We start from the raw sequence: 24,263 nt of genomic DNA on the forward strand, positions 1-24,263 counted from the left end.
ATAAAACATGAAAATCAACCAATACATAAGCGAAGCAAAATCATGCTCAAGACGTGAAACAGACCGCCTTATTAAAGCTGGACGCGTGGCTATTAATGGCGAAATATGTACGCACGGTGCACTTGTGAGCGATGGTGATGTTGTAACGATTGATGGACAGGTTATTGCGAAAGAAGAGAAAGAAAAGGTGTATATCGCATTTCATAAACCAGTCGGAATTACTTGTACAGCAGCTGATCATATTGAAGATAATATTATTGATTATATCAATTACCCAGAGCGAATCTTTCCAGTTGGGCGATTAGATAAAGCATCAGAAGGACTTATTTTATTAACGAATGATGGCGCGATTGCCAATCAAATTTTACACGGTGATCACGAACACGAGAAAGAATATGTTGTCACAGTCGATAAACCTTTTACGGACTGGTTTATTGATGAGATGTCCAGCGGTGTAAAGATTAAAGATGGTATGACGAAGCCGTGCAAAGTGACGAGAGTCGATCAATCAACATTTCGTATCGTTTTAACGCAAGGAATGAACAGGCAAATTCGTAGAATGAGTCGTGCTTTCGGATTTACTGTAATAAAGCTAAAGCGAGTGCGCATTATGAATATAGAGCTAAATGAGCTTGGAGTAGGAAAATGGCGGAACATTGCAACTGAGGAATTAGAGATATTAAAAGGGCAGTTATAGGGAGGAAAAATTTTCTCCCTATATTTTTTTGTCAGAAAAAATAAAACTATTGATTTTTTAAAAAATAGCCCATATAATAAAAAACAACAAGTTTCGACAAGATATTTTATAAAAGTAATGATGAGGACATGAGTTGTATTTTACGATTCTCAGAGAGGGGAGCCTTAGGCTGTGAGCTTCCTAATACGAAAAGACAAGCTTACCACCTCTAAACTTCAAGAGTGAACTGCATACATGATGCATTGTAATTCTTGACGGATAAAACCGTTATCAATTTACACGAGCTATAAAATGAGCTTATTTTGCTATAAATTCATTTTATTAGAATAAGGGTGGAACCACGATTTCAACACTCGTCCCTTTGTTAGGGACGGGTGTTTTTTGCGTTCTTTTACGGGGAAGTATGCTTGAAAGAGGATATGTGACGGATTTTAATTCAGAATATTTTGTCAATTAATTATTTTAGGAGGTTAGTAGAAATGAAATCATCTTTAAAGTTTTCAGAGATGTTTGCAATAAGTTTAATGTTATTTGCACTGTTTTTTGGTGCAGGCAATATGATTTTTCCACCAGCGTTAGGGCAAGGTGCTGGAACGGACGTATGGATCGCGCTGTTTGGTTTTATCGTAACAGGGGTTGGACTACCTTTATTAGGAGTAATTGTTATAGCTTTAAAGGGAGATATTAATGAGCTAGCAGGACGTGTACATCCTATATTCGCACTTGTTTTTATCACTGCAATTTATTTATGTTTAGGCGTATTCGTAAGTGTGCCGCGTACAGGAACAGTAGCTTATGAGATGAGTGTTGCACCGTTTTTACCAAGTGAGATAGCTGGTCAGTCATATCCACTTGTTATCTTTACACTTATTTTCTTTGCAGTCACTTTCTATTTAGCTTTAAATCCTTCGAAATTAGTGGGGCGTATTGGTAAAGTGCTAACTCCAATACTATTAGCTGTTATTGCAATTATCGTAGGTAAAGCACTTATTACACCAATTGGAGAATTTGGTGCACCGACAGAAGCGTATAGTGCTCCTCTCTTTAAAGGATTTATTGATGGATATTTAACTTTAGATGGACTTGCAGCACTGGTATTCGGAAATGTTGTAATTCATGCGTTAAAAGAAAAAGGCATTACAAATAAAAATAGTATTGCAAAAGTAACAATCTTTGCAGGATTTATTGCAGCGCTTGGTTTACTACTTGTGTATTTAGCGCTTGCGTATCTTGGAGCTTCTAGTGTATCGCTTGGAATGGGCGCAAACGGAGGAATTATTTTAACAAATGTCGTGAATCATTTATTTGGTAGCTACGGAACTTTATTACTAGGGATCGCAATTACAGCAGCATGTTTAACAACTTCTGTAGGTATTGTTGCAGCTTGTGGTGATTACTTCTCTTCCTTATTACCAAAGCTTTCTTATCAAAAAGTCGTTTTTATTTTCTGTGTATTAGCATTTATGGTAGCAAACCTTGGGTTAACTCAGTTAAATGCATTAGCATTACCAATCTTAATCGCCATTTATCCAATTGGAATCGTACTTATCGTATTATCACTTGTTGAAAACTACGTTCGTCTTCCATTAGCGATGTATGTGGGCGGGATTGTAGGAGCATTTGCAATAAGTTTCTTTGATGGGTTACACAATGCAAACCTTCAAATTGCAGCGCTAGCACCTATTTTAGATAAGATTCCATTATATAGTGTAGGAATTGGTTGGTTAGTTCCAGGCATAATCGGTATAGGATTTGGTTATATAGTTTCTAAGTTTCAAAAGCAGGAAATTGCTGTAGAAAAATAGAGAAAAGAGGCTTTCTATAATAGAAAGTCTCTTTTTTTGTAGAAAAAGCCATATATAGAGAAATTCAGATATTAAAAATTTTATACGTAATATAGTTGACAAAAAATTTATGAGTAGGCTAAGATTGACTTAGTTGTGGAAATATTGGAAGGGAAGTGAGGGAAAAGGGGTTTCTATAACTAAAGTGTTGTTAGGGGGAAGAGGTGAAAGAAGAGGAGAAGAGATAGTTTATTTTTTTGATTTATATTGAGAATGATAATCAATAAATGAGTTTTGTAATTTTTTCTCAGTTTCTATGCCTTCATATAAGGAATAGGGTGAGATATTATTTTTAACATTCAATGAGAATGATAATCAATAATGCTTATGTTACATAAAAGAATGCTAATTAAATAATAGGTAGAAGAGATTATTTTTTTTCTTATAAATTGAGAATAATTATCATTTTCAAAAAGTGAAGTGAAAGATAACAAAGGAGGAAACAAGAAAAATGAAAAAGGTTTCTGTATTACCCGCTTTTATTATAACGTTCGTATGTATGCTAGCTTTTCTTGTAATGCCATACGGGAATGCATCAGCAAAACTAGCTGATGGTACTTACGATATTAATTACGTAATTCAAAAAGCGGAAAATGATTCAGCTTCAATGGCAAATGACTATTTTGAAAAGCCAGCAAAATTAATAGTGAAAAACGGTGAGATGAGAGTACAAGTTCCGATGAATCATAGTGCTTGGATTACAGAATTTAAAGCACCAGAGAACGGGAATTTTGTTGATGCGAAAGTTGTTAGTAAAGATGAATCGGCAGATAAAAGAACAGTAGAGTTTAAAGTAGATGATTTATCCAAACCAGCAGCTGTAAAAATTCATGTTGTTGTACCAAATGCAAACTATGACCACCACTACACAATTCGTTTTGCTTTTGATGCAAATGTAAAAGCTGTAGGTGGCGATAACGGCGTAGCTGCTACAACAAAAAATAATGATCAAGCGAAAACAGATACACAAGTAAAAGAAGAGAAAACAAAAGTAGAGAGTAAGGAAACAGCTAAAGAAGCGAACAAAGAAACAAAAAATGAAAATGGAAAAGCTGAAAAAACAGATAACCCAAAAACAGGCGATGAAGCACGTATTGGATTGTTTGCAGCGTTAATTCTTATTTCAGGTGCTTTCTTAATTCGTAAAGTGAAATTGAGTAAATAAATCTTTTGAAGGGTGATGAATATATGTTTAAACAATTTAAAATGATTATTGCCGTATTTGCTGTTTTATTTACATTTATCGCAACACTAGGTTTACAAGATGCAAAGGCTGCTACAAAACTAGCTGATGGAAAATATAATATTGCTTTTACTGTATGGAAAGGCGATAAAGATGAATCGTCTAGAATGAATAGTTATTTTGAAAGCCCAGCAACATTAACAGTTAAAAATGGAAAACAATATGTTTCATTTAAAGTGAAAGATAGTGCTTCTATTAAAAGTTTCCAAGTAGAAAAAGATGGTCAATTTGTAGAAACAACCGTGTTAAGTGAAAACAAAAAAGATAATACTAGAGTTGTAGAATTTGAAGTTGCTGACTTGTCAAAAAAACTAAATGGCAAGGTGAAAATTAATATTCCAATTATTAATTATAATGCTTCGTATGATATTCGCTTTGTATTTGATGGGAACAGTATTAAATAATTTTCAAAAGGGAGAGTCGTTCCATTGAACAGGTATACAAAAATTATTGTTGCTATGTTTTTAATGATATTTACATTCGTATCAACATTACAACCACTTGCAGTTCAAGCAGCTACCAAGTTGGCTGACGGTGAATATTCAATTGGCTTCAAAGTTTTAAAAGATACATCAGATGAAGAATCGATGATGAATCAATATTCAGTAAGCCCGGGAACTTTAAAAGTGAAAGATGGGAAAAAGAAAGTATCCTTTACATTAACGAATAGTTCATGGATTACGAAGTTTGAAACAGAAAAAGCAGGTAAGCTAGTTGCGACAAATGTAATTAGTGAAGATAAAGAAAAAGATACAAGAGTAGTAGAATTTGATGTAGAAGATGTAGCGAAGGTATTAAACGCAAAAGTAAAAGTAGATATTGATTTTTTAAATTATCATCATGAGTACGACGTTCGTATTGCATTTGATCAAAATAGCATTACACCAATTCATGTAGAAAAACCAAATGAAAAAGAGGACCCAGCTAATAAGCCAGATCCAAATGAAACTACCGATCCAGGTCAGAAGCCCGACCAAAAGCCTGACCCAGATCAACAACCAAATTCTAACACAATTAAAGATGGTGCGTACAGCATTCCATTTAAAGTATTAAAAGATCAAACAGATGAAGAATCTAAGATGAATACTTACATGGTAAATCCAGGAGTATTAAAAGTAGAAAACGGTAAGAAAAAAGCAATTGTAACACTAAAAAGTAGCTCATTAATTAAAAATTTCCAAACGGAAAAAGATGGCGCATTTGTTGATGCAAAAGTAGTGAGTGAGGATAAGGAAAAAGATACAAGAGTAGTAGAGTTTGAAGTAAACGATTTATCTAAAAAACTAAATACAAAAGTATTTATCGAAATGGCATCAAGAAATTATAAGCAAACGCATGATGTACAACTTTTATTTGAACAAGATAAACTTGAACAAATTAAAAATGAAGAGAAACAACCAGAAGTAGAAAAACCGGAAGCAGAAAAACCAGAAGTAGAAAAACCGGAAGCAGAAAAACCAGAAGTAGAAAAACCAGAAGTAGAAAAACCAGAAGTAGAAAAACCAGAAGTAGAAAAACCGGAAGTAGAAAAACCAGAAGCAGAAAAACCAGATGAAAATAAAAAACCAGATGCTGAAACAATTAAAGATGGTGAATACAGCATCAACTTTAAAGCATTAAAAGATCAAACAGACGAAATTTCAATGATGAACACATATACAAAAAGTCCAGGTGTGCTAAAAGTAAAAGATGGTAAGAAGTATGTATCATTTACGTTAACGAACAGTTCTTGGATTACAAAATTTGAATTTGAGAAAAATGGTTCGTTTGTTGATGCAAAAGTAATAAGTGAAGATAAAAAAGCTGATACACGCGTAGTGGAAGTAGAAGTACCAGATTTATCGAAAAAGTTAAATGCAAAAGTAAAAGTAGATATCGATTCAATGAATTATCACCATTTTTACGATATTCAATTTGCATTTGATAAAGGTAGCATTAAGCCGTTAGATAACCAAGGAGGAAACGACAACCAAGGAGGAAATAACAACCAAGGAGGAAACGACAACCAAGGAGGAAATAACAACCAAGGAGGAAACGACAACCAAGATAATAACACAACAATTGATCCAAAAGCTCTTAAAGATGGTGAATACAGCATTGGCTTTAAAGTGTTAAAAGATCAAACAGATGAAATCTCAATGATGAACACATACACAAAAAGCCCAGGTGTATTAAAAGTAAAAGATGGTAAGAAATACGTATCGTTTACATTAACAAATAGTACATGGATTACGAAATTTGAATTTGAGAAGAATGGTTCTTTCGTTAATGCAAAAGTGATAAGTGAAAATAAAGAACAAAATACAAGAGTAGTAGAAGTAGAAGTAAACGATTTGTCTAAAAAATTAAATGCAAAAGTAAAAGTAGATATTGATTCAATGAATTATCACCATTTCTACGATGTTCAATTTGTATTTGATCAAGACAGTATTAAAGCTTTAGGGAACCAAGGAGGAAACGACAACCAAGGAGGAAACGACAACCAAGGCGGGAATGACAACCAAGGTGGAAATGACAACCAAGGAGGAAACGACAACCAAGGCGGGAATGACAACCAAGATGGGAATGGAAACCAAGGTGGAAATAATAACCCGAAAGTAATAGTTGATCCGAAAAATTTAGTAGATGGCCAATATGATATTACATTTAAAGTATTAAAAGATAAAACAGATGAGATTTCAAAGATGAATTACTATGTTGTAAATCCAGCGAAATTAATCGTAAAAGATGGTAAAAAATACATTGAGATGACGCTGAAAAATAGTGCGTGGATTACGAAATTCCAAACGGAAAACAAGGAACTATTCGCTGATGCGAAAGTAGTAAGCGAAGATAAAAATGCAAATACGCGAGTAGTACAGTTTGAAGTAGAAGATCTATTTAAAAAATTAAACGCAAAAGTAAAGGTAGACATCGATGAGATGAACTACCATCATTTCTACGATGTACAAATTCAATTTGATACAAATAATATCGGCGCGTTAGGAACTATTAAAGAGGAACCGAAAAATGAACCGAAAAATCCAGTGACTACACCGAAAGTAGATAATGTAAAAACAGTAGGTACTCCTGATTTTAACCGAAATGCAGATGGTCAGAAGAAAAAAGAAGATACAAAAAATGATTCGAAAAAAGAGAAAAACTCAAAAACTGCAGATACAGCACAACTTGGTTTATACATGGTGTTACTGCTAGGTTCACTTGCTTTACTAGTTCGTAAATATAGAGCAGGTAGATTGTAATTTTTGGAGTCTTGATGCATGTTCGCGTGCATCAAGACTTGTTTCATATTGTATGGAAGGGAGTGGTGATTGAGAGTGAAGAAAATCGTAAGTGTACTAATGGCTATCATTTTGTTAATGAGTATAGCCGGGTGCTCATCACCAAAAAAAGAAACAGCAAAGCAGGTAAAGAGTGAGAGTAAGGAGCGCGTTGTTGCAACAACAGTGGCTGTTACTGAAATTATGGATGCGTTAGAAGTAGATTTAGTCGGCGTTCCAACAAGTTCTAAAACTTTACCGAAGCGATATAAAGGTTTACCTGAAGTTGGGAATCCAATGAGTCCAGATATGGAAAAGGTAAAGTCATTAAAGCCTTCAGAAGTGTTATCTGTGACAACACTTGAATATGAATTAAAGCCAGTTTTTGATGATGTGGGTATGAAAGCAAACTTTTTAGATTTAACGAGTTTAAAAAATATGCAAAGTTCTATTAGCGATTTAGGTAAGAAATATGGACGTGAAAAGCAGGCTGAAGCAGTAGTAACTAAGTTAGATAAAAAGGTTGCTAGCATTCAAAAGGAAGTAAAAGGAAAGAAAGAACCGACAGTGCTTATTTTATTAGGTGTGCCGGGCAGTTATTTAGTAGCAACAGAGCATTCTTATATTGGAGATTTAGTGAAACAACTAGGTGGTAAAAATATTGTGCAAGGTGAACAAGTAGAATATTTAGCTTCTAATACAGAGTATTTAAAGAAAGCTGATCCAGATATTATTTTACGAGCAGCTCATGGTATGCCTGATGAAGTTGTAAAAATGTTTGATAAAGAATTTAAAACAAATGACATTTGGAAACACTTTGCTGCGGTTAAAAATAACCGTGTTTACGATTTAGAAGAGCGTTTATTTGGAACGACAGGCAATTTAGCAGCAATTGAAGCGTTAGATGAATTGAAAAATATGATGTATCCGTGATGCATTTTAATATAAAGGAAGAGCAGAATGAATAAAAAAACTTGGAGTTTCCTCATTGTTACTGCATTGCTCATTGTTATGACATCATTGTCAGCGATGAAAGGGAGTTTAGAAGTAGGTATTGTTGAACTTGTGCAAGGGATATTTACAGGTGGGAATGAAGATGTTGAAGTCATTAAAGATTTACGTTTCCCGCGTATTATTATTGCGCTGTTCACTGGAGCGGCTCTTGCTGTTTCAGGGGTGCTTTTTCAAGCTGTTATGAAGAATCCACTCGCTGATGCTGGGGTAATCGGTATATCTTCAGGAGCTAGTTTTATGACACTCGTTATTATTACATTGTTCCCGCAATTCTTTTTCTGGACACCCGTATTCGCCTTTTTAGGTGGTGCGTTTGCGTGTTATCTCGTTTATTCGTTTTCATGGAAGTCAGGGTTAAGCCCGCTTCGCATTATTTTAATTGGTATTGCCATTAATGCGATGTTTACTGGATTAAATGAATCATTCGTTACGATTTGTGGGTATTTTATTAAGAGTATTAAGCAAACGACGACTTCTAACATAACAATGAAGACGTGGGGCGATGTAGAAATAATGGTGACTTATGGAACGATTGGTCTTATTCTTGCTCTGTTCGTAGGAGCTTGGTGTAACTTATTATCGCTACAAGATAAGACTGCGAAAAACTTAGGCTTGCACGTGACGAGAGTTCGTCTTATTATTTCTGCCATTGCAGTACTCTTAGCGGCAGTATCAACAGCGATTGCAGGTGTTATTGCTTTTGTAGGATTACTAGTTCCGCATATTTCAAGACAATTAGTCGGTTCAGACCATAAAGTATTAATTCCATTTTCTGCTCTTGCAGGCGCGTTATTAATTTTGACGGCGGATACGATTGGAAGGTTAATTGTGCCACCTAACGAAATTCCAGCAGCAACAATTATGGCGGTTATTGGTGGTCCATTCTTAATATTCTTGCTTAGAAAGAGTGATAAAGTTCATGGAAATTAAAAATGTAACCTTTTCATACGATAACGTAACAAATCGTTTAAAGTCTGTTAGTAGTGAAATAGAAATTGGGAAAATTACAACAATCATTGGCCCGAATGGATGCGGGAAATCAACATTACTTAGTGTCATGTCTAGAAATCACGTTCCTAGCAGTGGAGAAGTAATACTTGATGGGAAAGCGATTAGTGAATATAAACCGAAAGAGTTTGCTAGAAAGCTAGCAGTTGTCCATCAACAAAATGAGGCTCCAGCAGATATTACAGTGGAAAAGCTAATAAGCTTTGGGCGTATGCCATATAAAAATATTTTCTCTCCGCAAACAGATGAAGATAGAGAAGCGATAGAGCGCGCACTAGTATGTACGAATTTACAAAGTAAGCGTGATAAGCCAATCTATGCTTTATCTGGTGGAGAGAGGCAGCGAGTTTGGATCGCAATGACATTAGCTCAAAATACACCAATGCTTTTCTTAGATGAACCGACAACATATTTAGATATTTACTATCAGCTAGAAATATTAGAGTTAGTGAAAGAGTTAAATGAAGTGTATGGGCTAACGATTGTAATGGTATTACATGATATTAATCAAGCCATTCGTTATAGCGACCATATTATCGTTATGAAAGATGGAGAGATCATTACGAAAGGTAATCCTAATGATGTAATAACAGAAGAAATGGTTAAAGCAATATATGGTGTAGATGTCATTGTAAAGCAGGATGAAGATACCGGATTGTACATGGTACCTATGGGAATCTAAAGGCTGAGCATAATCCGTTTTGAGGTGATAATTTGAATAGCAAGAAAGGACGGAAAAAGAATTCTTTTTTTCAACGCATACTTACAATTGCGTTTTTAGGAATCTTTTTCTATTCAATGTATGAGTTGGGCGGGATTTTCATGGATTATTATGAAAATCGTAAAGTAATGGCTGAGGCACAACATATTTATAAAAGAAGTCCAATGGAAGAAAAATCGGAAGACGGAGAGGTACGTAAACAGTTTCAGGATCTCCAGAAAATTAATCCAGAGATAGTCGGATGGATTACGATGGATGATACACAAATTAATTATCCAATCGTTCAAGCAAAAGATAATGAGTACTATTTATTTCGTAATTATAAAGGTGAAGATATGAGAGCGGGCAGCATTTTTATGGACCATCGTAATGATGTGAAATCTCGAAATCGCAATACGATTTTATATGGTCATCGTATGAAAGACGGTTCTATGTTTGGTAGTTTAAAAAAGATGTTGGACGAAGACTTTTTCATGTCCCATCGTAAATTATATTACGATACATTATTTGAAGGATACGACGTTGAAGTTTTTTCAGTATACACGACAACAACGGACTTTTATTACATTGAAACGGATTTTGAAAATGATGCAGCATATACATCGTTCTTAAAGGAAATTCAAGAAAAATCACTGTACAAAACGGATACGGAATTGACGGCTAATGATGAAGTTGTAACACTTTCTACTTGTGACTATGCGCTTGATCCAGAGGCTGGAAGGCTAGTTGTACACGCGAAATTAGTAAAAAGAAATTAAAGAAAAAAGTATAGAATATGAGAAGTGATAGATAACGCTTCTCATATTCTATACTTAAAAAAAGAACTGTTTTTACTGTGCTGCAGCCATTGGCATACGTACAACTTTTACATCATAGTAAGCAATTTTATTATCAAGAATATATTCTGGCATCCCGCCTTGATGTGAGTGAGCATCTTTAAATGCGGCGCTCTTTGTCCAACCTTGGAAATCTTCTTTTGCATTCCAGCGAGTGCTAATTGTTACTTCATCATAATCAACTGTATTTTGCGTTAAAAGAACTTCTAGACCTAAAAAGCCTGGCATCGTTTCAACTTTACCTACTTTATTAAAACGCTCAATTAATTTATGTCCATTTCCCTTTGTAATTTTAGCTGTATTTGTAACAATAATCATGTTTATTCCTCCTATAAATGTAGCTATATTTTCAAGAACTCATATACATTAAATGATAATGAAAATCATTATCAATGTCAATGGTAAATGTGAAATATATAATTTTTTTCTATTATTTTGGACAGTGAGAGTTCCATTTCAAAACGTAGTAAATATGTGGCGGTTAAGTGCGAGAATGAGCGAGTTGTACTAGCAAAGCAATAATATGGTATAGTGAAACGAGGCTGTTTTTTCAGGCTCGTTTTTTAAATGCTTCCTATAGAGAAAGCATGCAAATGGAAAGGAAGTTATTATATGCGATCAGAAGTAACTATAAAAATAAAAACGAAATTTATAAAAGAAATTAAAAGTGGATACCCACTTATTTTAAAAGATGCAATTCAAAATTTAAACGATGTTCGTGAAGAAGGGACAATCATCAAAGTAGTAGATGAGAAGAACAACTTTGTCGGAAAAGGTTATTATGGAAAACAAAATAAAGGATACGGCTGGATTTTAACGAGAAAAGAGAGTGAACAAATTAATCAATCTTTCTTTGAAAGTAAAATCAAATCTGCCTTACATAAACGAAAACAATTTTATAAATCAAGTGATACGACAGCATTCCGTGTGGTGAATGGTGAAGGTGATGGTCTTGGCGGATTAATTATTGATTACTATGACGGCTACTACGTAGTAAGTTGGTATAGTGAAGGGATTTACACTTTCAGAGATGAGATTATAGCAGCTCTTCAAAAAGTAGCAAACTTTAAAGGCATTTATGAGAAAAAGCGTTTTGATACGAAAGGGAAATACATTGAAGGTGATGATTTCGTAGCAGGAGAGCGCGGTGAGTTTCCACTTATCGTAAAAGAGAACGGTGTGAACTTCGCTGTTTATTTAAATGACGGGGCAATGGTTGGTGTATTTTTAGATCAACGTAACGTTCGAAAACAAATTCGTGATAAATATGCAAAGGGAAGAACAGTGTTAAATATGTTCTCTTATACAGGTGCTTTCTCTGTATTTGCAGCGCTGGGCGGAGCGAGTAAAACGACGAGTGTTGACCTTGCAAATCGTAGTTTAAGTAAAACAATTGAGCAGTTTAGTGTCAATGAAGTTGATTATGAAGCACAAGATATTATTGTAGAAGATGTATTTCTTTACTTCAAATATGCAGCGAAGAAAAAGATGAAATTTGATATGGTCGTACTTGATCCTCCAAGCTTCGCCCGATCAAAAAAATATACATTTAGTGCAGCAAAAGATTATAAAAATTTATTAAAAGAAACAATTGCTATTACAGAAAATAACGGTATTATCGTTGCTTCTACAAATTGTAGCGCATTCGATATGAAAAAGTTTAAAGGCTTTATCGATACAGCCTTTAAAGAAATGAATGGCAAATATAAAATATTAGAAGAACATTCTTTACCAGAAGATTTCCGTACCATTGATCAGTTTAAAGAAGGAGACTACTTAAAAGTAGTTTTCATCGAGAAAATTAAAGGTTAATAAAGAAAAGGAGCTCGAGTTTACTTGAGCTCCTTTTCTTATTGAACGATATTTTGTACTCTACCGACTTGCCCGTCCTGCAATCGTACTTTAATGCCATGCGGATGGGAAGGGGATTTTGTTAAAATATCTTTTACAATTCCACGTGTTAATTTGCCTGTTCGTTGATCTTGTTTTAATACAATATCAACTTCAAGACCGGGCGCGATATTAGAACGTTTTTGTCCGTTCATTTACACACCTGTACGTCTACGTTGGTTGTTTGCTTTCTTCGTTTGTTGGTTTTGTAATTTTTTCGTTTCTTGGCTTTGGTTTTTGGCATTCTGACCATTACCGTTACCTTGCTTTTTCTTTGCAAGTTGTTCGCGCATTAAATCAGCTAAGCTTACTTTTTTATTTTCTGACATGATAAGTCTCCTTTATATAAAGTTAATTATGAACAATCGTAGTGAATTTCATCATATCATTGTTAAGGAAGGAAGGGAAGTTGGTTTGAAAATTCATATAATTGTTTCCAGTCTGTAGTAGTTACGATACAATTGGATTGTTAACGTTTGTAAAAAGGGGATAGACATATGTCACATCATATTTTATTAGTTGAAGATGATATCTCAATTCAAGAGATGGTGGAAAAGTATTTAATAAAAGAGGGCTTTCAAGTAACAATTGCGTCTGATGGAGAAGAAGGTGTGAACACATATTTAAAAGGTTCATTTGATTTGATTATCCTTGACATTATGATGCCAAAGCTAGATGGCTTAGAGGTTGTACGAATCATTCGTGAAAAAAGTGCAGTTCCGATTTTAATGATGTCGGCAAAAGATACAGATGTTGATAAAGCTGTTGGATTAGGACTTGGAGCAGATGATTACATTTGTAAGCCGTTTTCTATGATTGAATTGGCTGCACGTGTAAAAGCAGGTATTCGGAGGTCTACGAAATACTCGGCTACAGAAACAATAGAAAAAATGATTCAAATTGGTGATTTAACAATTGATCCAATTAATTTTACAGTTGAAAAAAACGGGAAGCCTCTCAAACTTACTTTAAAAGAATTTGAGATTTTAAAGCTATTCGTAAAGAACCAAAATCGTGTATTTACAAAAGCGCAAATATATACGTTAGTTTGGAATGAAGAGTATTACGGTGATGATAACGTTATTAATGTTCATATGAGAAGATTGCGTGAGAAAATCGAAAGTGATCCATCTAATCCAGAATATATTAAAACGTTATGGGGCATCGGCTATAAGTTGGAAGTGATGTAATATGGTCAATTTGTTAATAGGTATTATTTTTATATTGTTATGTGTTATTTATATGCGATATAGAATGAGAAAAAATAGTAGTAAAAATTTACGATACACATATGAAAAGTTAGAAAGTATTGTAAATGACAAAACAGGCGAGACGTTACTCGTTATGACAGATGATCTAGAATTGCAAAAATTATTAGTGGCAATTAATCAATTATTAGATGCAAAACAGAAAACGAATGCAGATCATGCAAAAGTAGAAATTTCGATGAGAAAAATGCTTTCAAATATTTCGCATGACTTGAAAACACCACTAACAGTTATTCTTGGATATACAGAAATGTTAAATAAGGATAAAACGATAAATAAAGAAGAACAACAAATATTACTTGAAAAAGTGCATATGAAAACACTAGAAGTGATGGAGTTAATTCATAAGTTTTTTGACTTGGCAAAATTAGAATCTGGTGACAAAGCAATTGAAATGACAAAAGTAAATATGAATGAAGTTTGCCGCGAGAAGATTTTATCTTTTTATGATTTAGTGACGACGAAAGGTTTTCAGGTTCATATTGATATACCAGAAAGAAATATATACGCACTTGGAAATGTAGAAGTATTAGGTAGGGTATTGAATAATTTAATATCAAATGCGATTACATATGGAGACGATGGAAAGGCACTTGGTATGACGTTAAGAGATGATGAAACGAGTGTGTATATAGACGTATGGGATAAAGGAAAAGGGATTGATGAATCTCATATTGATAAAGTATTTGAGCGTATGTACACACTTGAAGATTCAAGAAATAGATTGTACCAAGGAAGCGGTCTAGGATTAACGATTACGAAACGGCTTGTGGAAGCGATGGACGGAAAAATTCACCTTTCTAGTAAACCGCATGAAAAAACAATTTTTACAATTGTATTAACAAAGATGCAGTTTTAGCTTGTAGAGCAGTAGATTCTACAAGCTTTTTTTCAGCGTAAGGAATTTGTAAGAAACGGGTAAGAAAAAAGAGATTTTCGTTGTCTATTATAGAAATATAGAGTATTGCGAAAGGGGAAAGTAACATGACATATATATTAAAAACAAACCAGTTAACGAAAGTGTTTAAAGGGAAAGAAGTTATTTCCGGTGTTAACATGCATGTGAAAAAAGGAGAAATTTACGGTTTTTTAGGACCAAACGGTGCTGGTAAAACAACGATTATGAAAATGATTACAAATTTAATAAAACCGACGAGTGGTGATATTGAAATCTTCGGTGAGAAATTAACAGATACATCTTATGAAGTATTAAAAAGAATGGGGACAATTATTGAATACCCAATCTTTTATGATAAATTAACGGCGAAAGAAAACTTAGACCTGCATTGTGAATATATGGGCTACTACGATAAAAATGCAATTGACCATGCTTTACATTTAGTGAAACTACAAGGGATAGATAATAAAAAAGTAAAAGATTTTTCATTAGGAATGAAACAACGACTCGGTATTGCAAGGGCGATCGTGACAAAGCCAGAATTGCTCATTTTAGATGAACCAATTAACGGTTTAGATCCAATTGGTATTAAAGAGTTACGAGAATTATTTAAAATGCTCTGCAAAGAATACGGTATTACATTATTAGTTTCTAGTCATATTTTAGGTGAGATGGAACTAATGGCCGATACAATTGGTGTGATTCAAAATGGAAAACTAATAAAAGAAGTTTCAATGAAGAGTATTAACGGAAAGCAAACAGAGTACATTGAAATCACTGTTCCTGATGTGAAACGTGCAGCTTATATTTTAGAAGATAAACTTGGTATAAAAAACTACAAAATAATGAGTGGAACCATGATTCGTGTGTATGATACGTCAGCGTCTCAGCAGGCCATTTCAAAAGCACTTATTATGAACGATGTGGAAATTGAAAGTATTAATAAGAAACATAGTTCCTTAGAAGAATATTTCTTAAATGTAATGGATGGAGAAGGTATTCATGCTTAATGGACTGTGGCTGAACCTGGTAAGTGGATTTATCGTAATGCTAATAAGTGGAATTTTATATTATAGAAAACCAGAGCGGAAATGGTTGTTAATTCTACTAGTGATAGGAATGTTAAGCTTCGTTACTGCTGGAATTAGAATGTTAGCTGCATAAAGACAGTTATATAAAGAATGGAGGAGTGGTTTGTATGCTTAGATTAATGAAGCTCGAATGGAAGAAACATAAATTATCTAGTTACTTTAAAGGGGTAGCAATTTGTATTATAGCAATTTTCGCTGCAGTAAGCCTTATGGCATTGGGAATGAAAGCCGAGGAAGACATGCTCTTCTCTGACTTCACACAGAATATGGCTTTAGTAAATATTTTTATTAGGATAACATTCATTATTTTTAGTTCGGTCATTTTATCACGTTTAGTAATTGATGAGTATAAGAATAAAACGATACAACTATCATTTATGTATCCGCTTCAAAGGAAAATGCTAATGAGTGCAAAATTAACAATTGTTTTTTGTTTTTGTTTTGTGAGTACCATTATCGCGACTTTCATTATTAGTTTGCTTGTTTATTTTGTGAGTCCAATGATGGGACTGATTGAAACACCAGCTACGATAGGTGAAATAATAGCTATCGTTCCAGGTACTATTATAAGTGCATTTATGATATCTGGTATAAGTTTAATTCCTTTGTTTTTTGGAATGAGAAAGAAATCGACACCGACAACGATTACTTCGGCAGTAATAATTGGTATGCTGATTAGTGGTAACTTTGGACCTGGAAACGGTCAAGTAAGTATGTTTGATTTTATAGCTATCCCAATCGTGCTCTGTTTATTAGGAATTTTCATTAGTTATCTATCGTTTCGTAAAATCGACAAGATCGATGTGGCGTGAAGCAAGCTTAAAACAAAAAACGAACTGGGGTATGAATGGTGAAAAAAATAATAGTAATTGCAATATTATTCATTACAATTGCTAGTGCGGTTTTTGGTTTTAAGGTGTTTCAGGGGAAAGATTTTAAGAAAGAAAAGTCTTTTGAAATCAATAATATAAAAGAAATAGAAGTAGACAATGAAAATTGGAATCTTGAATTTAAAAGTAAAGACGCTAATAAAATAGTAATTTCCGCTCAAGGTGAACAAGTAGATAAAGAGATAGATCCTGTCAAAATAGAAAATGATGAAAATAAAATTATGATTAAACAAAAACAAAAGATGAACAGATTTTTTAATGGTTTCACGTTTAGGAAGAAAAATAGTATATCTATAGCTATTCCGAAGAAAGAAATAGATAAAATTGTAGTAAATAATAAATCGGGTGATGTGAAAATAAGAGATATAGTAGTAAAAAGCATCGTGAAAAAAGGAAAATCTGGAGATGGAATGATTACAGGGTTATCGGCAGAGAAGGGTGAATTTACATCCGAAAGCGGAGATTTAATGTTAAAAGATAGTTCATTACAAGAAGTAAATATAACTTCCACTACTGGAGATAATTATGTAAAAATGTAAAAAATGTAAAAAATGAAAATATGAACATCAATTCAACATCTGGGGAAGTATTACTGAAAGATATGACAGAAGGAAAATCATTATTTGTAGAAACAGAATCAGGGGATATTGGCGTACGGTATAAAGGTGTCCCTACATCATTGAAGCTTATGGCTAAAAGTAATTCGGCTGACGTAATAGTGGATTTAAAAGGACTTAAGAAAGATAAAAATACAGACAAAATAAAAGTAGGAACGATTGGTGATGCAAAAAATGAAGCGAAGATTTTAAGTGAAACAGGAGTCATTTATATTGATTAAGTCCAAGGAGGAAGGAGGAATATCATGCTACGTCTTATGAAGTTAGAATTGAAGAAATTTAAGTTTGGATGGTATGTGAGGGGAGCAGTTATTGCAAATATTATTATACTGGCATTATTAATCTTTGTTAGTTTCATTGCACAAATAGAAGGAGATCCAGAAATAAGAGATCCGCAGATGATTTTGTTAATGGCTAGTACAGTAGTAAGAGCAACATTTATTATTTTTGGTAGTGTATTAATAGCAAGGTTAATAATTGGCGAATATAAAAATAAAACAATACTACTCATGTTTTCTTATCCCATTAACCGAAAGAAAATGATGGCTAGTAAGTTGGCTATTACAGCGATAGTAACATTTATAACAGTTATTGTATCTAACATTTTAGTAGTAGGAATCTTCTTTGGGATAGATAGTTGTTTTTCAATTCTTCCTAATTCATTCACAGTAGATCAATTGGTGCAAGAAGGAATAAAACTAGTTCCTTTAGCCATTGCAACTGCGGGGATGAGTTTAATCCCATTATATTTCGGAATGCGTAAACGTTCAGTACCAACTACAATTGTTTCATCTCTTATCGTTGTCTCAATTGCAATGAATACCAACCCAGAGTTTCCTACAGCAACTTTACTTCCCCTTCAACTAGCATTGGCGGCAATTGGAGTTGTGATTGCGTATTACGGCATTAAAAATATAGAGAAGGAAGATATAACTGTATGATAAGAATATGTGAAAAAGAGTTGGCGTTACACCAACTCTTTTTTGTATATGTACGCTTCGTTACTACTCTGTAAATTTAGAGTGTGTGCTTAAATACTTTTGCACGTCTGGAGAAATGTTAAAGTTATTAGGACTTTTATATTCGATAGTAAACTCGCCGTCGGTACTTGTTTCAAAGGAGATTGCATAGCTATTCATTTTAGCATCGTAAGAAGTATTTTTGACTTCTGCATCTAGATTAAAATATTTTGTAATATACTCTTTTGAGTCCGTAATTGCTGCTTGTTTTCCCCAAGGGGTACCATAATAGGTGAAATAAAGAGATACACTAATAACTCCAATAAGAGAAGTTAGTAAAATAGTTCCCATAGCTATTTTTTTATTTTTTGTATTCAATTTGGTTACTCCTCTTCGTAATATGTATTCATTTTAACCTATATATTCCATAAAACAACCATTTTAAAAAATAGTTTCACATGAAACAAGTTACAGAAAAAGACAAGATATGTAAACATCTTGTCTTTTTTGTCGTTACATTTTAGGAGCTTCCATTCCAGCCGCAGCCCATTCTTCTTTTGCGGGGCCATATACGCCAGGAACTGTTAAGCCAGCTTGTCGCATTAAAACCGTCATTTGTCCGCGGTGGTGATTTTGATGATTAATGAGTGTCATTAGAAATATAGAATTCGGCATAGGGCGACCAAAGAAGTCATTAATAGTAGCTAAGTCTTTATCAGTCCATTTACTTTGAAGTGTTTCAACAAAAGCCGCGTTTACTTTACGGTATTCATCTGCAATTGTTTTTGCAGAAGTTGGAACAGGATAATCTTTCAATTCTCCTTCAAACTTTAGCCCTGTGCCAGATAGTATAACAGGAATTGCCGTCACGATGTGCCAAGCAACTCTACCTAACGTCCAGTGCCCAGGTGCAATTTCTTGTGATAAAGATGCATCGGTTAATGAATCAAGCATTTTCTGAGTAGACTCTGCTTCGTATGTCCATGATTGTAAAAAGCCTTCAATTGTTTGGTACATTATTGTTATCCCCCTCTACTTATGTTCATAGATTAAGTTCGAGAAGAAATGACAAGTTCCCTTTATGTTTTAATGATGGTATTTAAAATTTTATATATAAATTTTATGATACTATTGAGTGTATATAGAATTATATTAATTTAGGGGGATATTATGAAAAGATTGATTTTAGGAATCATAATTTTATTTTTAATGGTAGGATGTAGCAATGAAACCTATAAAAAAGCAATGGATCAAGGGAAATTGGCGTTAGCGAGTAAAGAGTATGACACGGCAGTAGCATCATTTGAGCTAGCATTAGAAGAGAAAAAGGATGATAAAGAAGCAAAGGTATTAAAAGACCAAACTACTAAGATGATAAGTTCGATAAAAGAGAAATCGAGTGGAAATATAGAACAAGCAATAGGTTTGTTTCAAGAAGTAGAAAAAATGAAAGATGGTTCCGCAATCCTTCAAAGTCAAGCGAAAGAACAAAAAGATTCGCTCATAGAGCATAAAGAGTTAAAAGGTCAATATATAGGTCAATTGGAAAAGGCAGAGAAGTTAAAGAATGATAAAAAGTATGAAGAGGCTAAAGGGATAGTAAATAAAATTTTTAACGATACTGGTCAAAATCAACAATTTATTTCGGAAAATCACCGGGCCCAAGAGCTGAATAAGCAAATCGATGGCTTACTAACTCAACAAGCAGAAGTCAAGAAAAAAGAGGAAGAGTTAAAAAATGAAAAGAAAAAAGAGGCTAATATTGGAAAGTTAAAGGGGTCTTGGATGTCATCAGAAAGTACAGACAGGCCAGTTGGGTTGGAAATAGAATCTATTAATAGTGAGAAAACAGGCGGAGAATTTATGGAACATAATATTTTTGGGAAAGGGACTACTATAGGAGACTTTCGAATATTAAGTGTGGACCAAGGGATTATTTCCATAGAGCTTGTATTTTTAATGGGAGAAAGAAAACAGAAGGTTGATTTGAAACTTGAGGAGAACACATTAACTGTACATCATGAGTTTATGGGAGGGACTAAATCTGTGAAATTAGTGAGATCAGAGTAATTTATCCCGCTATTCACCTGCAGTAAAATTCCCACTTCAAGATTCGGCTGGAGCAAAGAAGTTAGGTGGGAGATCCACTGCTCATAAAAGCCCGATTGGTGTGGGTTAATAATCAGTGGGGATGAAGAAAACTCCACTGATTAAAGTTTCACTTTATTTAGTATATAAAAAGGAGGCTTCTAAAACGAAGCCTCCTTTTTAATTAACCTTCTTCCCACTCTTCCTCATCAACCATAAGAAATAAGGTGCTCCAAGTACAGCAACGACAAGGCCAGAAGGAATTTCTTTCGGATATGCGATTGTACGTCCAAGTAAGTCAGCAACAGAAAGAAGGATTGCTCCAAATAGTGCTGAACAAACAAATAGTCTTTGATGGTTCATACCAACAACAATTCTTGCTAAGTGAGGTGCGACAAGGCCTAAAAAGGCAATTGTACCGACGGCAGCGATATTTACTGATGCAAGTAGTGTCGCTAGCACAATTAGAGCAAGACGTGTTTTATTTACTGGTTGCCCAAGTCCAGTTGCTAAATCGTCTCCCAGTACGAGAACGTCAAGTTGTTTTATTAAGAAAAAGATAATGAATATAAGAATTAGAGATGGATATAGAATGATATTTTCTAAGTGATTCCACCCTCTTGCATACGTACTGCCAGATAACCATGTTAAAGCAGCGGCAACATTCAAATTGGCTCTAACGATAAAGATTTGAATAATTGCTGAGCCAAGTGCAGAAATACCAATCCCTATTAAAGCAAGAGCTGTGGGGCTAAACCCTGATTTCCATGAGAAGAAGAGGACAATTCCTACTGCAAGTAGTCCACCAATAAATGCACCAATTGGTAGGAAGAAACCAGGAAGTGCAGGAAAGACATACATAACAGTTAAAGCACCGACACCAGCTCCCGATGAAATACCAATAATAGAAGGATCGGCAAGTGGGTTTCGTAATATACCTTGGAAAACAAGCCCACTTATTGCAAGGCATGCACCAGCAATAGCGGCAACGAGCATTCTTGGTAAACGAAGATTCATCATCATATTTTTGTCAAATTGTGTTAATTGACCTGATATAACATTAGTAATGCTTTCGATATAAGCGTTACTACCGATTGTAATACCAAGAGCAATCGTCACAATACAAAGTGTGATAGATATAATGATTACCTTTTTATAAGAGTAATAGCGGGAGCTAGCTCCAGCTGCATTCGCACCGTTATCATTCATATATTGTTTCGATTTCATCATTCGGTACACTAAGTAAATAAGCCAAGGAGATCCAATCATTGCTGTGACTGCCCCAACAGGAAGTTCTGCACCGGTTGGATCTATTAATCTACCGACAACATCTGCTCCAAGCAATAATACTGCCCCCCATAAGAAAGAAGAGAGAAGAAGAGTAAAGTGTTGACGGTATCCGATAAGGCGCATTAAATGAGGTGCAACTAAGCCGACAAATCCAATTGGTCCAACAACAGTAACAATTACTGCTGTTAAAAAGATTGCAGCAATGAAGGCGATAAGACGTGTTACTGCTGTTTTTTCACCAAGAGAAACAGCAACATCATCACCAAGTAAGAGAATGTTGAGTTTACGAGATATAAATAGTAAAACTAGGAAAGAAATAATGATAAATGGAAAAGCAAATTGAACGCCATCCCAGTTATTTTGAATAAGAGATCCAGCTCCCCATAAAAATAAACCAGCTGTTTCATTTTCATAGAAAAGCTGCATCGTTCCGGTAAAGGCAGAGAGCATTAATGTAACCACCATACCAGCTAATGCCATTCTGAGTGGGGTTCCCTTTTTTCCACCAGAAATACGGTATACAAATAAAGCAGTAATAGCACCGCCGATAAATGTGAACAGAAGAGAATTAATTTGTAAACCTTTCGGTAAGAAAATTGTAGCCGTTACTAGAAAGAAATATGCGCCAGAGTGAATACCCATTGTACTGGATTCAGCAAGTGGATTTTTCGTTAATGTTTGTAAAATAACCCCAGATGCAGCAAGGGCACCTCCAGCTAAAATGGCAATTACGGCTCTAGGCAATCGAAGCATGATTAAAGTTTGATGTTCTAGCGATTGGTTCGGTGAGATAAGAGCATCAATAATCATACTATAGGAAATGTTTGCTTGACCTTGTCCGATATGAATAAAGAAAAGGAGGAGCAAGAGAGCTGCTCCTCCTCCGAATACAAGACTTGCTCGAAGTGTATGTTGTAGGCTATTCATCGCGTAATCACTTCTTCGCTGTCATTACATCTGCTACTTGTGTTGCTAAAGATGTTGCAGACTCAGGACCACCGAAAATCCAAGTGTCGCCTTTTAATTTATACATTTTGTTTTCTTTTTTGAACTTTAATTCTTCCCAAGCGGGGTTGCCCTTTAGTTGCGTGTCAAAAATGTTATCTTCATCCGCTACAATGTAAATGAAGTTTGAATCTTGTACACTTTGTAATGATTCTACAGTTGTTTGTTTGAAACCATCTGGCTCAGATTTTCCTGCTTCAAAAGTATTTGTTAAACCTAATTTTTTTGTAACTTGTAAAGCTAAAGAATTGTCAGTTAAGATACGGAATGTTGGTACGTTTTTAGCAGTAAATGCTTGTGCCATTGCGATGTTTTTATCTTTTAAGTCTGCTTTTTCAATTTTTTCTTTTGCATCAGCGAATGCTTTATCCATATCAGCTAATACTTTTTTACCTTCTTCTTCTTTTCCAACTGCTTTTGCAATTTGTTTAAATGTTTCTGTCATTTCAGCAAAGTGATCGTTATTGCTTGTTGATGGATCAAACATAACTGTTGGTGCAATTTGCTCTAATTCATTTTTAATTGCTTTACCACGGAATGAAGCTGTGATAATTAAGTCTGGTTTTAAACGGCTAATTTCTTCTAAGTTTGGTTGTTGACGTGTCCCTACATCTACAACATCTTTACTCGGTTTTGTTTTTGTATTTACCCATTTATTATAATTCTTAATGTCTGCCATCCCTACTGGCTGAACACCAAGTGCTAATAAGTCTTCTGAATATACCCACTCAAGTACAACTACTTTTTTCGCTGGTTTATCTAACTTCGTTTCCCCTTCAGCGTGTTTAATCGTTATAGCTTGACTTTTATTGTCCGCTTTTGTTTCTTTTTTCTCCTCTTTTTGCTGTCCACATCCAACAGCGAATAGAAGAATTACTATGAAAATACTGATAATTCTTTTCATCTTCTGCCCCCAAATTAAGTGTTTTTTGTAACTGGCACCGTAAGTGAAAATGGTTATCAATTACAACAACCAAATCATACTATGAGGATAATTTAAGTGTCAATATTTTTTTAAAATTTTGACTAAAAACAATAAATTATACGGATTTTTATATGTTATAGTCGCTATTTATGAAGAATAAGCTTCTTTACTAAAAAGATTGGCGAATGTGGAAAGTTTAAATGGGAACTTGGCTGTGTACGAAAGTGTAATGTGTATGGTTAATAATCTGTGGAGATGGGGCGAAAGTACAAGCAAAAAGAGTGAGAATCGCATGTAATAATTACTAGAATGTATGGAATAAATCTGTGTTTATCCCTAATAGGTAAAGTATTTCTTTGTTATTTAGATAGATGTTTTCTAACTCGGTGATTGTACTTAAAAGATTGCATGTAAAGGAAGTGATCAACATGTCTTCATGGAGCAATAACGTAAATGGATATTGTGGGTGTAATAATCAAAATGGTGTACATGTTGATTCATGCTGTTTTAGTTGCGATGGGACAGTTCCTAAGGTTGGTCCAACCGGTCCGACGGGGGCAACAGGTGGCACAGGCCCAACGGGGGCGACAGGAGTAACAGGCGACACAGGTCCAACGGGAGCGACGGGAGCAACAGGCCCAACGGGAGCGACGGGAGTAACAGGCGATACAGGGGCAACGGGTCCAACGGGAGCGACAGGAGTAACAGGAGCGACGGGT

Annotated in this window: 24 protein-coding genes, 2 pseudogenes and 1 other annotated feature; of the genes and pseudogenes, 19 read left to right on the forward strand and 7 right to left on the reverse strand. The window is 34.6% G+C overall.

Translation table 11 applies throughout. The features are described from left to right. Nucleotides 1-7 precede the first annotated feature (7 nt). The 9 genes from BUA87_RS18360 (at nt 8) to srtB (ending at nt 10,545) form a co-directional block, all read left to right on the forward strand. Nucleotides 8-697, forward strand: coding sequence for a 23S rRNA pseudouridine(2604) synthase RluF (locus BUA87_RS18360; RefSeq protein ID WP_000700737.1), 690 nt, complete (start codon nt 8-10; stop codon nt 695-697). 108 nt (nt 698-805) lie between these two features. Beyond that, nucleotides 806-1,061 (forward strand) — a binding site (T-box leader). Between the two features lie 115 nt (nt 1,062-1,176). After that, on the forward strand, nt 1,177-2,502 hold the full coding sequence (brnQ, locus tag BUA87_RS18365) for a branched-chain amino acid transport system II carrier protein BrnQ6 (RefSeq protein WP_000842650.1): 1,326 nt from the start codon (nt 1,177-1,179) through the stop codon (nt 2,500-2,502). Nucleotides 2,503-2,992: 490 nt separating this feature from the next. Then, nucleotides 2,993-3,706, forward strand: coding sequence for a heme uptake protein IsdC (isdC, locus tag BUA87_RS18370; RefSeq protein ID WP_023523143.1), 714 nt, complete (start codon nt 2,993-2,995; stop codon nt 3,704-3,706). Nucleotides 3,707-3,729: 23 nt separating this feature from the next. Next, nucleotides 3,730-4,188 carry an NEAT domain-containing protein gene (locus BUA87_RS18375; RefSeq protein WP_000476164.1) on the forward strand — a complete coding sequence of 153 codons (459 nt, stop codon included), beginning with the start codon at nt 3,730-3,732 and terminating at the stop codon, nt 4,186-4,188. A 24-nt stretch (nt 4,189-4,212) separates the two neighbouring features. Then, nucleotides 4,213-7,026 (forward strand): NEAT domain-containing protein, encoded by a 2,814-nt coding sequence (locus tag BUA87_RS18380; RefSeq protein ID WP_072940438.1) that lies wholly within the window; start codon nt 4,213-4,215, stop codon nt 7,024-7,026. A gap of 69 nt (nt 7,027-7,095) precedes the next feature. After that, entirely contained in the window at nt 7,096-7,977 is an 882-nt protein-coding gene (isdE, locus tag BUA87_RS18385; protein WP_002094153.1) for a heme ABC transporter substrate-binding protein IsdE, read from the forward strand. Nucleotides 7,978-8,004: 27 nt separating this feature from the next. Beyond that, complete coding sequence (locus tag BUA87_RS18390; RefSeq protein ID WP_001036841.1) at nt 8,005-8,988, forward strand: FecCD family ABC transporter permease; 984 nt, start codon at nt 8,005-8,007, stop codon at nt 8,986-8,988. Continuing rightward, nucleotides 8,978-9,748 (forward strand): ABC transporter ATP-binding protein, encoded by a 771-nt coding sequence (locus BUA87_RS18395; RefSeq protein ID WP_000403765.1) that lies wholly within the window; start codon nt 8,978-8,980, stop codon nt 9,746-9,748. The genes BUA87_RS18390 and BUA87_RS18395 overlap by 11 nt, the downstream gene beginning before the upstream one ends. 32 nt (nt 9,749-9,780) lie before the next feature. Continuing rightward, nucleotides 9,781-10,545 carry a class B sortase gene (srtB, locus tag BUA87_RS18400; protein WP_001086119.1) on the forward strand — a complete coding sequence of 255 codons (765 nt, stop codon included), beginning with the start codon at nt 9,781-9,783 and terminating at the stop codon, nt 10,543-10,545. A 72-nt stretch (nt 10,546-10,617) separates the two neighbouring features. On the opposite strand, the gene isdG is transcribed toward srtB, so the two are convergent. Further along, nucleotides 10,618-10,941, reverse strand: coding sequence for a heme oxygenase (gene isdG, locus BUA87_RS18405; RefSeq protein WP_000587818.1), 324 nt, complete (start codon nt 10,939-10,941; stop codon nt 10,618-10,620). Between the two features lie 294 nt (nt 10,942-11,235). Between isdG and BUA87_RS18410 the strand changes: the two genes are divergently transcribed. Continuing rightward, nucleotides 11,236-12,435, forward strand: a complete 1,200-nt coding sequence (locus BUA87_RS18410) for a class I SAM-dependent rRNA methyltransferase (protein ID WP_001255950.1) — start codon at nt 11,236-11,238, stop codon at nt 12,433-12,435. A 38-nt stretch (nt 12,436-12,473) separates the two neighbouring features. Here the strand turns inward: BUA87_RS18410 and BUA87_RS18415 are convergent, their stop codons facing one another. Together BUA87_RS18415 and BUA87_RS31390 are read right to left on the reverse strand one after the other, a co-directional pair. Continuing rightward, nucleotides 12,474-12,668, reverse strand: a complete 195-nt coding sequence (locus BUA87_RS18415; RefSeq protein ID WP_001014307.1) for a YwbE family protein — start codon at nt 12,666-12,668, stop codon at nt 12,474-12,476. Continuing rightward, nucleotides 12,669-12,842, reverse strand: a complete 174-nt coding sequence (locus BUA87_RS31390) for a hypothetical protein (protein ID WP_001293577.1) — start codon at nt 12,840-12,842, stop codon at nt 12,669-12,671. Nucleotides 12,843-13,010: 168 nt separating this feature from the next. On the opposite strand from BUA87_RS31390, the gene BUA87_RS18420 reads away from it, so the two are divergent. From BUA87_RS18420 to BUA87_RS18445, 7 genes and pseudogenes are all read left to right on the forward strand, one after another. After that, nucleotides 13,011-13,703, forward strand: a complete 693-nt coding sequence (locus BUA87_RS18420; protein WP_000018029.1) for a response regulator transcription factor — start codon at nt 13,011-13,013, stop codon at nt 13,701-13,703. A 1-nt stretch (nt 13,704) separates the two neighbouring features. Further along, nucleotides 13,705-14,640 carry a HAMP domain-containing histidine kinase gene (locus BUA87_RS18425; protein ID WP_072940440.1) on the forward strand — a complete coding sequence of 312 codons (936 nt, stop codon included), beginning with the start codon at nt 13,705-13,707 and terminating at the stop codon, nt 14,638-14,640. A 125-nt stretch (nt 14,641-14,765) separates the two neighbouring features. Further along, complete coding sequence (locus BUA87_RS18430) at nt 14,766-15,689, forward strand: ABC transporter ATP-binding protein (protein WP_000221065.1); 924 nt, start codon at nt 14,766-14,768, stop codon at nt 15,687-15,689. After that, the gene (locus BUA87_RS31395; protein WP_000931814.1) at nt 15,682-15,843 is read left to right on the forward strand and encodes a hypothetical protein; all 162 of its coding nucleotides are present in this window, start codon (nt 15,682-15,684) and stop codon (nt 15,841-15,843) included. Before BUA87_RS18430 ends, BUA87_RS31395 begins: the two co-directional genes overlap by 8 nt. 34 nt (nt 15,844-15,877) lie before the next feature. Beyond that, complete coding sequence (locus BUA87_RS18435) at nt 15,878-16,582, forward strand: ABC transporter permease (RefSeq protein ID WP_000945210.1); 705 nt, start codon at nt 15,878-15,880, stop codon at nt 16,580-16,582. A 35-nt stretch (nt 16,583-16,617) separates the two neighbouring features. Further along, nucleotides 16,618-17,498 (forward strand): annotated as a pseudogene (locus BUA87_RS18440) (DUF4097 family beta strand repeat-containing protein). Between the two features lie 24 nt (nt 17,499-17,522). Beyond that, on the forward strand, nt 17,523-18,218 hold the full coding sequence (locus BUA87_RS18445; protein WP_000945180.1) for an ABC transporter permease: 696 nt from the start codon (nt 17,523-17,525) through the stop codon (nt 18,216-18,218). A 63-nt stretch (nt 18,219-18,281) separates the two neighbouring features. Here the strand turns inward: BUA87_RS18445 and BUA87_RS18450 are convergent, their stop codons facing one another. Beyond that, a complete protein-coding gene (locus BUA87_RS18450) occupies nt 18,282-18,614 on the reverse strand; it encodes a YfjL-like protein (protein WP_001093300.1) in 333 nt (110 codons plus the stop codon). Between the two features lie 135 nt (nt 18,615-18,749). Beyond that, nucleotides 18,750-19,253 (reverse strand): DinB family protein, encoded by a 504-nt coding sequence (locus BUA87_RS18455; RefSeq protein ID WP_000284979.1) that lies wholly within the window; start codon nt 19,251-19,253, stop codon nt 18,750-18,752. Between the two features lie 153 nt (nt 19,254-19,406). On the opposite strand from BUA87_RS18455, the gene BUA87_RS18460 reads away from it, so the two are divergent. Then, the gene (locus BUA87_RS18460; RefSeq protein WP_072940443.1) at nt 19,407-20,306 is read left to right on the forward strand and encodes a hypothetical protein; all 900 of its coding nucleotides are present in this window, start codon (nt 19,407-19,409) and stop codon (nt 20,304-20,306) included. A gap of 198 nt (nt 20,307-20,504) precedes the next feature. Here the strand turns inward: BUA87_RS18460 and fhuB are convergent, their stop codons facing one another. Both fhuB and BUA87_RS18470 read right to left on the reverse strand, forming a co-directional pair. Further along, entirely contained in the window at nt 20,505-22,541 is a 2,037-nt protein-coding gene (gene fhuB / locus BUA87_RS18465) for a Fe(3+)-hydroxamate ABC transporter permease FhuB (RefSeq protein WP_072940445.1), read from the reverse strand. A gap of 7 nt (nt 22,542-22,548) precedes the next feature. After that, entirely contained in the window at nt 22,549-23,523 is a 975-nt protein-coding gene (locus BUA87_RS18470) for an ABC transporter substrate-binding protein (RefSeq protein WP_072940447.1), read from the reverse strand. A 449-nt stretch (nt 23,524-23,972) separates the two neighbouring features. Between BUA87_RS18470 and BUA87_RS18475 the strand changes: the two are divergent. Then, a pseudogene (locus BUA87_RS18475) lies at nt 23,973-24,263 on the forward strand (collagen-like protein); the annotation flags it as partial.

The sequence above is a fragment of the Bacillus sp. bc15 genome, from assembly GCF_900142585.1.
In the GTDB taxonomy this organism is placed as follows: Bacteria; Bacillota; Bacilli; order Bacillales; family Bacillaceae_G; genus Bacillus_A; species Bacillus_A cereus.

Bases quoted from the DNA above. Each gene is read 5' to 3' on its own strand.
- BUA87_RS18360 (WP_000700737.1), top strand. From the start codon at position 8: ATGAAAATCAACCAATACATAAGCGAAGCAAAATCATGCTCAAGACGT.
- brnQ (WP_000842650.1), top strand. From the start codon at position 1,177: ATGAAATCATCTTTAAAGTTTTCAGAGATGTTTGCAATAAGTTTAATG.
- isdC (WP_023523143.1), top strand. From the start codon at position 2,993: ATGAAAAAGGTTTCTGTATTACCCGCTTTTATTATAACGTTCGTATGT.
- BUA87_RS18375 (WP_000476164.1), top strand. From the start codon at position 3,730: ATGTTTAAACAATTTAAAATGATTATTGCCGTATTTGCTGTTTTATTT.
- BUA87_RS18390 (WP_001036841.1), top strand. From the start codon at position 8,005: ATGAATAAAAAAACTTGGAGTTTCCTCATTGTTACTGCATTGCTCATT.
- BUA87_RS18395 (WP_000403765.1), top strand. From the start codon at position 8,978: ATGGAAATTAAAAATGTAACCTTTTCATACGATAACGTAACAAATCGT.
- isdG (WP_000587818.1), bottom strand. From the start codon at position 10,941: ATGATTATTGTTACAAATACAGCTAAAATTACAAAGGGAAATGGACAT.
- BUA87_RS18410 (WP_001255950.1), top strand. From the start codon at position 11,236: ATGCGATCAGAAGTAACTATAAAAATAAAAACGAAATTTATAAAAGAA.
- BUA87_RS18415 (WP_001014307.1), bottom strand. From the start codon at position 12,668: ATGAACGGACAAAAACGTTCTAATATCGCGCCCGGTCTTGAAGTTGAT.
- BUA87_RS31390 (WP_001293577.1), bottom strand. From the start codon at position 12,842: ATGTCAGAAAATAAAAAAGTAAGCTTAGCTGATTTAATGCGCGAACAA.
- BUA87_RS18420 (WP_000018029.1), top strand. From the start codon at position 13,011: ATGTCACATCATATTTTATTAGTTGAAGATGATATCTCAATTCAAGAG.
- BUA87_RS18425 (WP_072940440.1), top strand. From the start codon at position 13,705: ATGGTCAATTTGTTAATAGGTATTATTTTTATATTGTTATGTGTTATT.
- BUA87_RS18430 (WP_000221065.1), top strand. From the start codon at position 14,766: ATGACATATATATTAAAAACAAACCAGTTAACGAAAGTGTTTAAAGGG.
- BUA87_RS31395 (WP_000931814.1), top strand. From the start codon at position 15,682: ATGCTTAATGGACTGTGGCTGAACCTGGTAAGTGGATTTATCGTAATG.
- BUA87_RS18435 (WP_000945210.1), top strand. From the start codon at position 15,878: ATGCTTAGATTAATGAAGCTCGAATGGAAGAAACATAAATTATCTAGT.
- BUA87_RS18445 (WP_000945180.1), top strand. From the start codon at position 17,523: ATGCTACGTCTTATGAAGTTAGAATTGAAGAAATTTAAGTTTGGATGG.
- BUA87_RS18455 (WP_000284979.1), bottom strand. From the start codon at position 19,253: ATGTACCAAACAATTGAAGGCTTTTTACAATCATGGACATACGAAGCA.
- BUA87_RS18460 (WP_072940443.1), top strand. From the start codon at position 19,407: ATGAAAAGATTGATTTTAGGAATCATAATTTTATTTTTAATGGTAGGA.
- fhuB (WP_072940445.1), bottom strand. From the start codon at position 22,541: ATGAATAGCCTACAACATACACTTCGAGCAAGTCTTGTATTCGGAGGA.
- BUA87_RS18470 (WP_072940447.1), bottom strand. From the start codon at position 23,523: ATGAAAAGAATTATCAGTATTTTCATAGTAATTCTTCTATTCGCTGTT.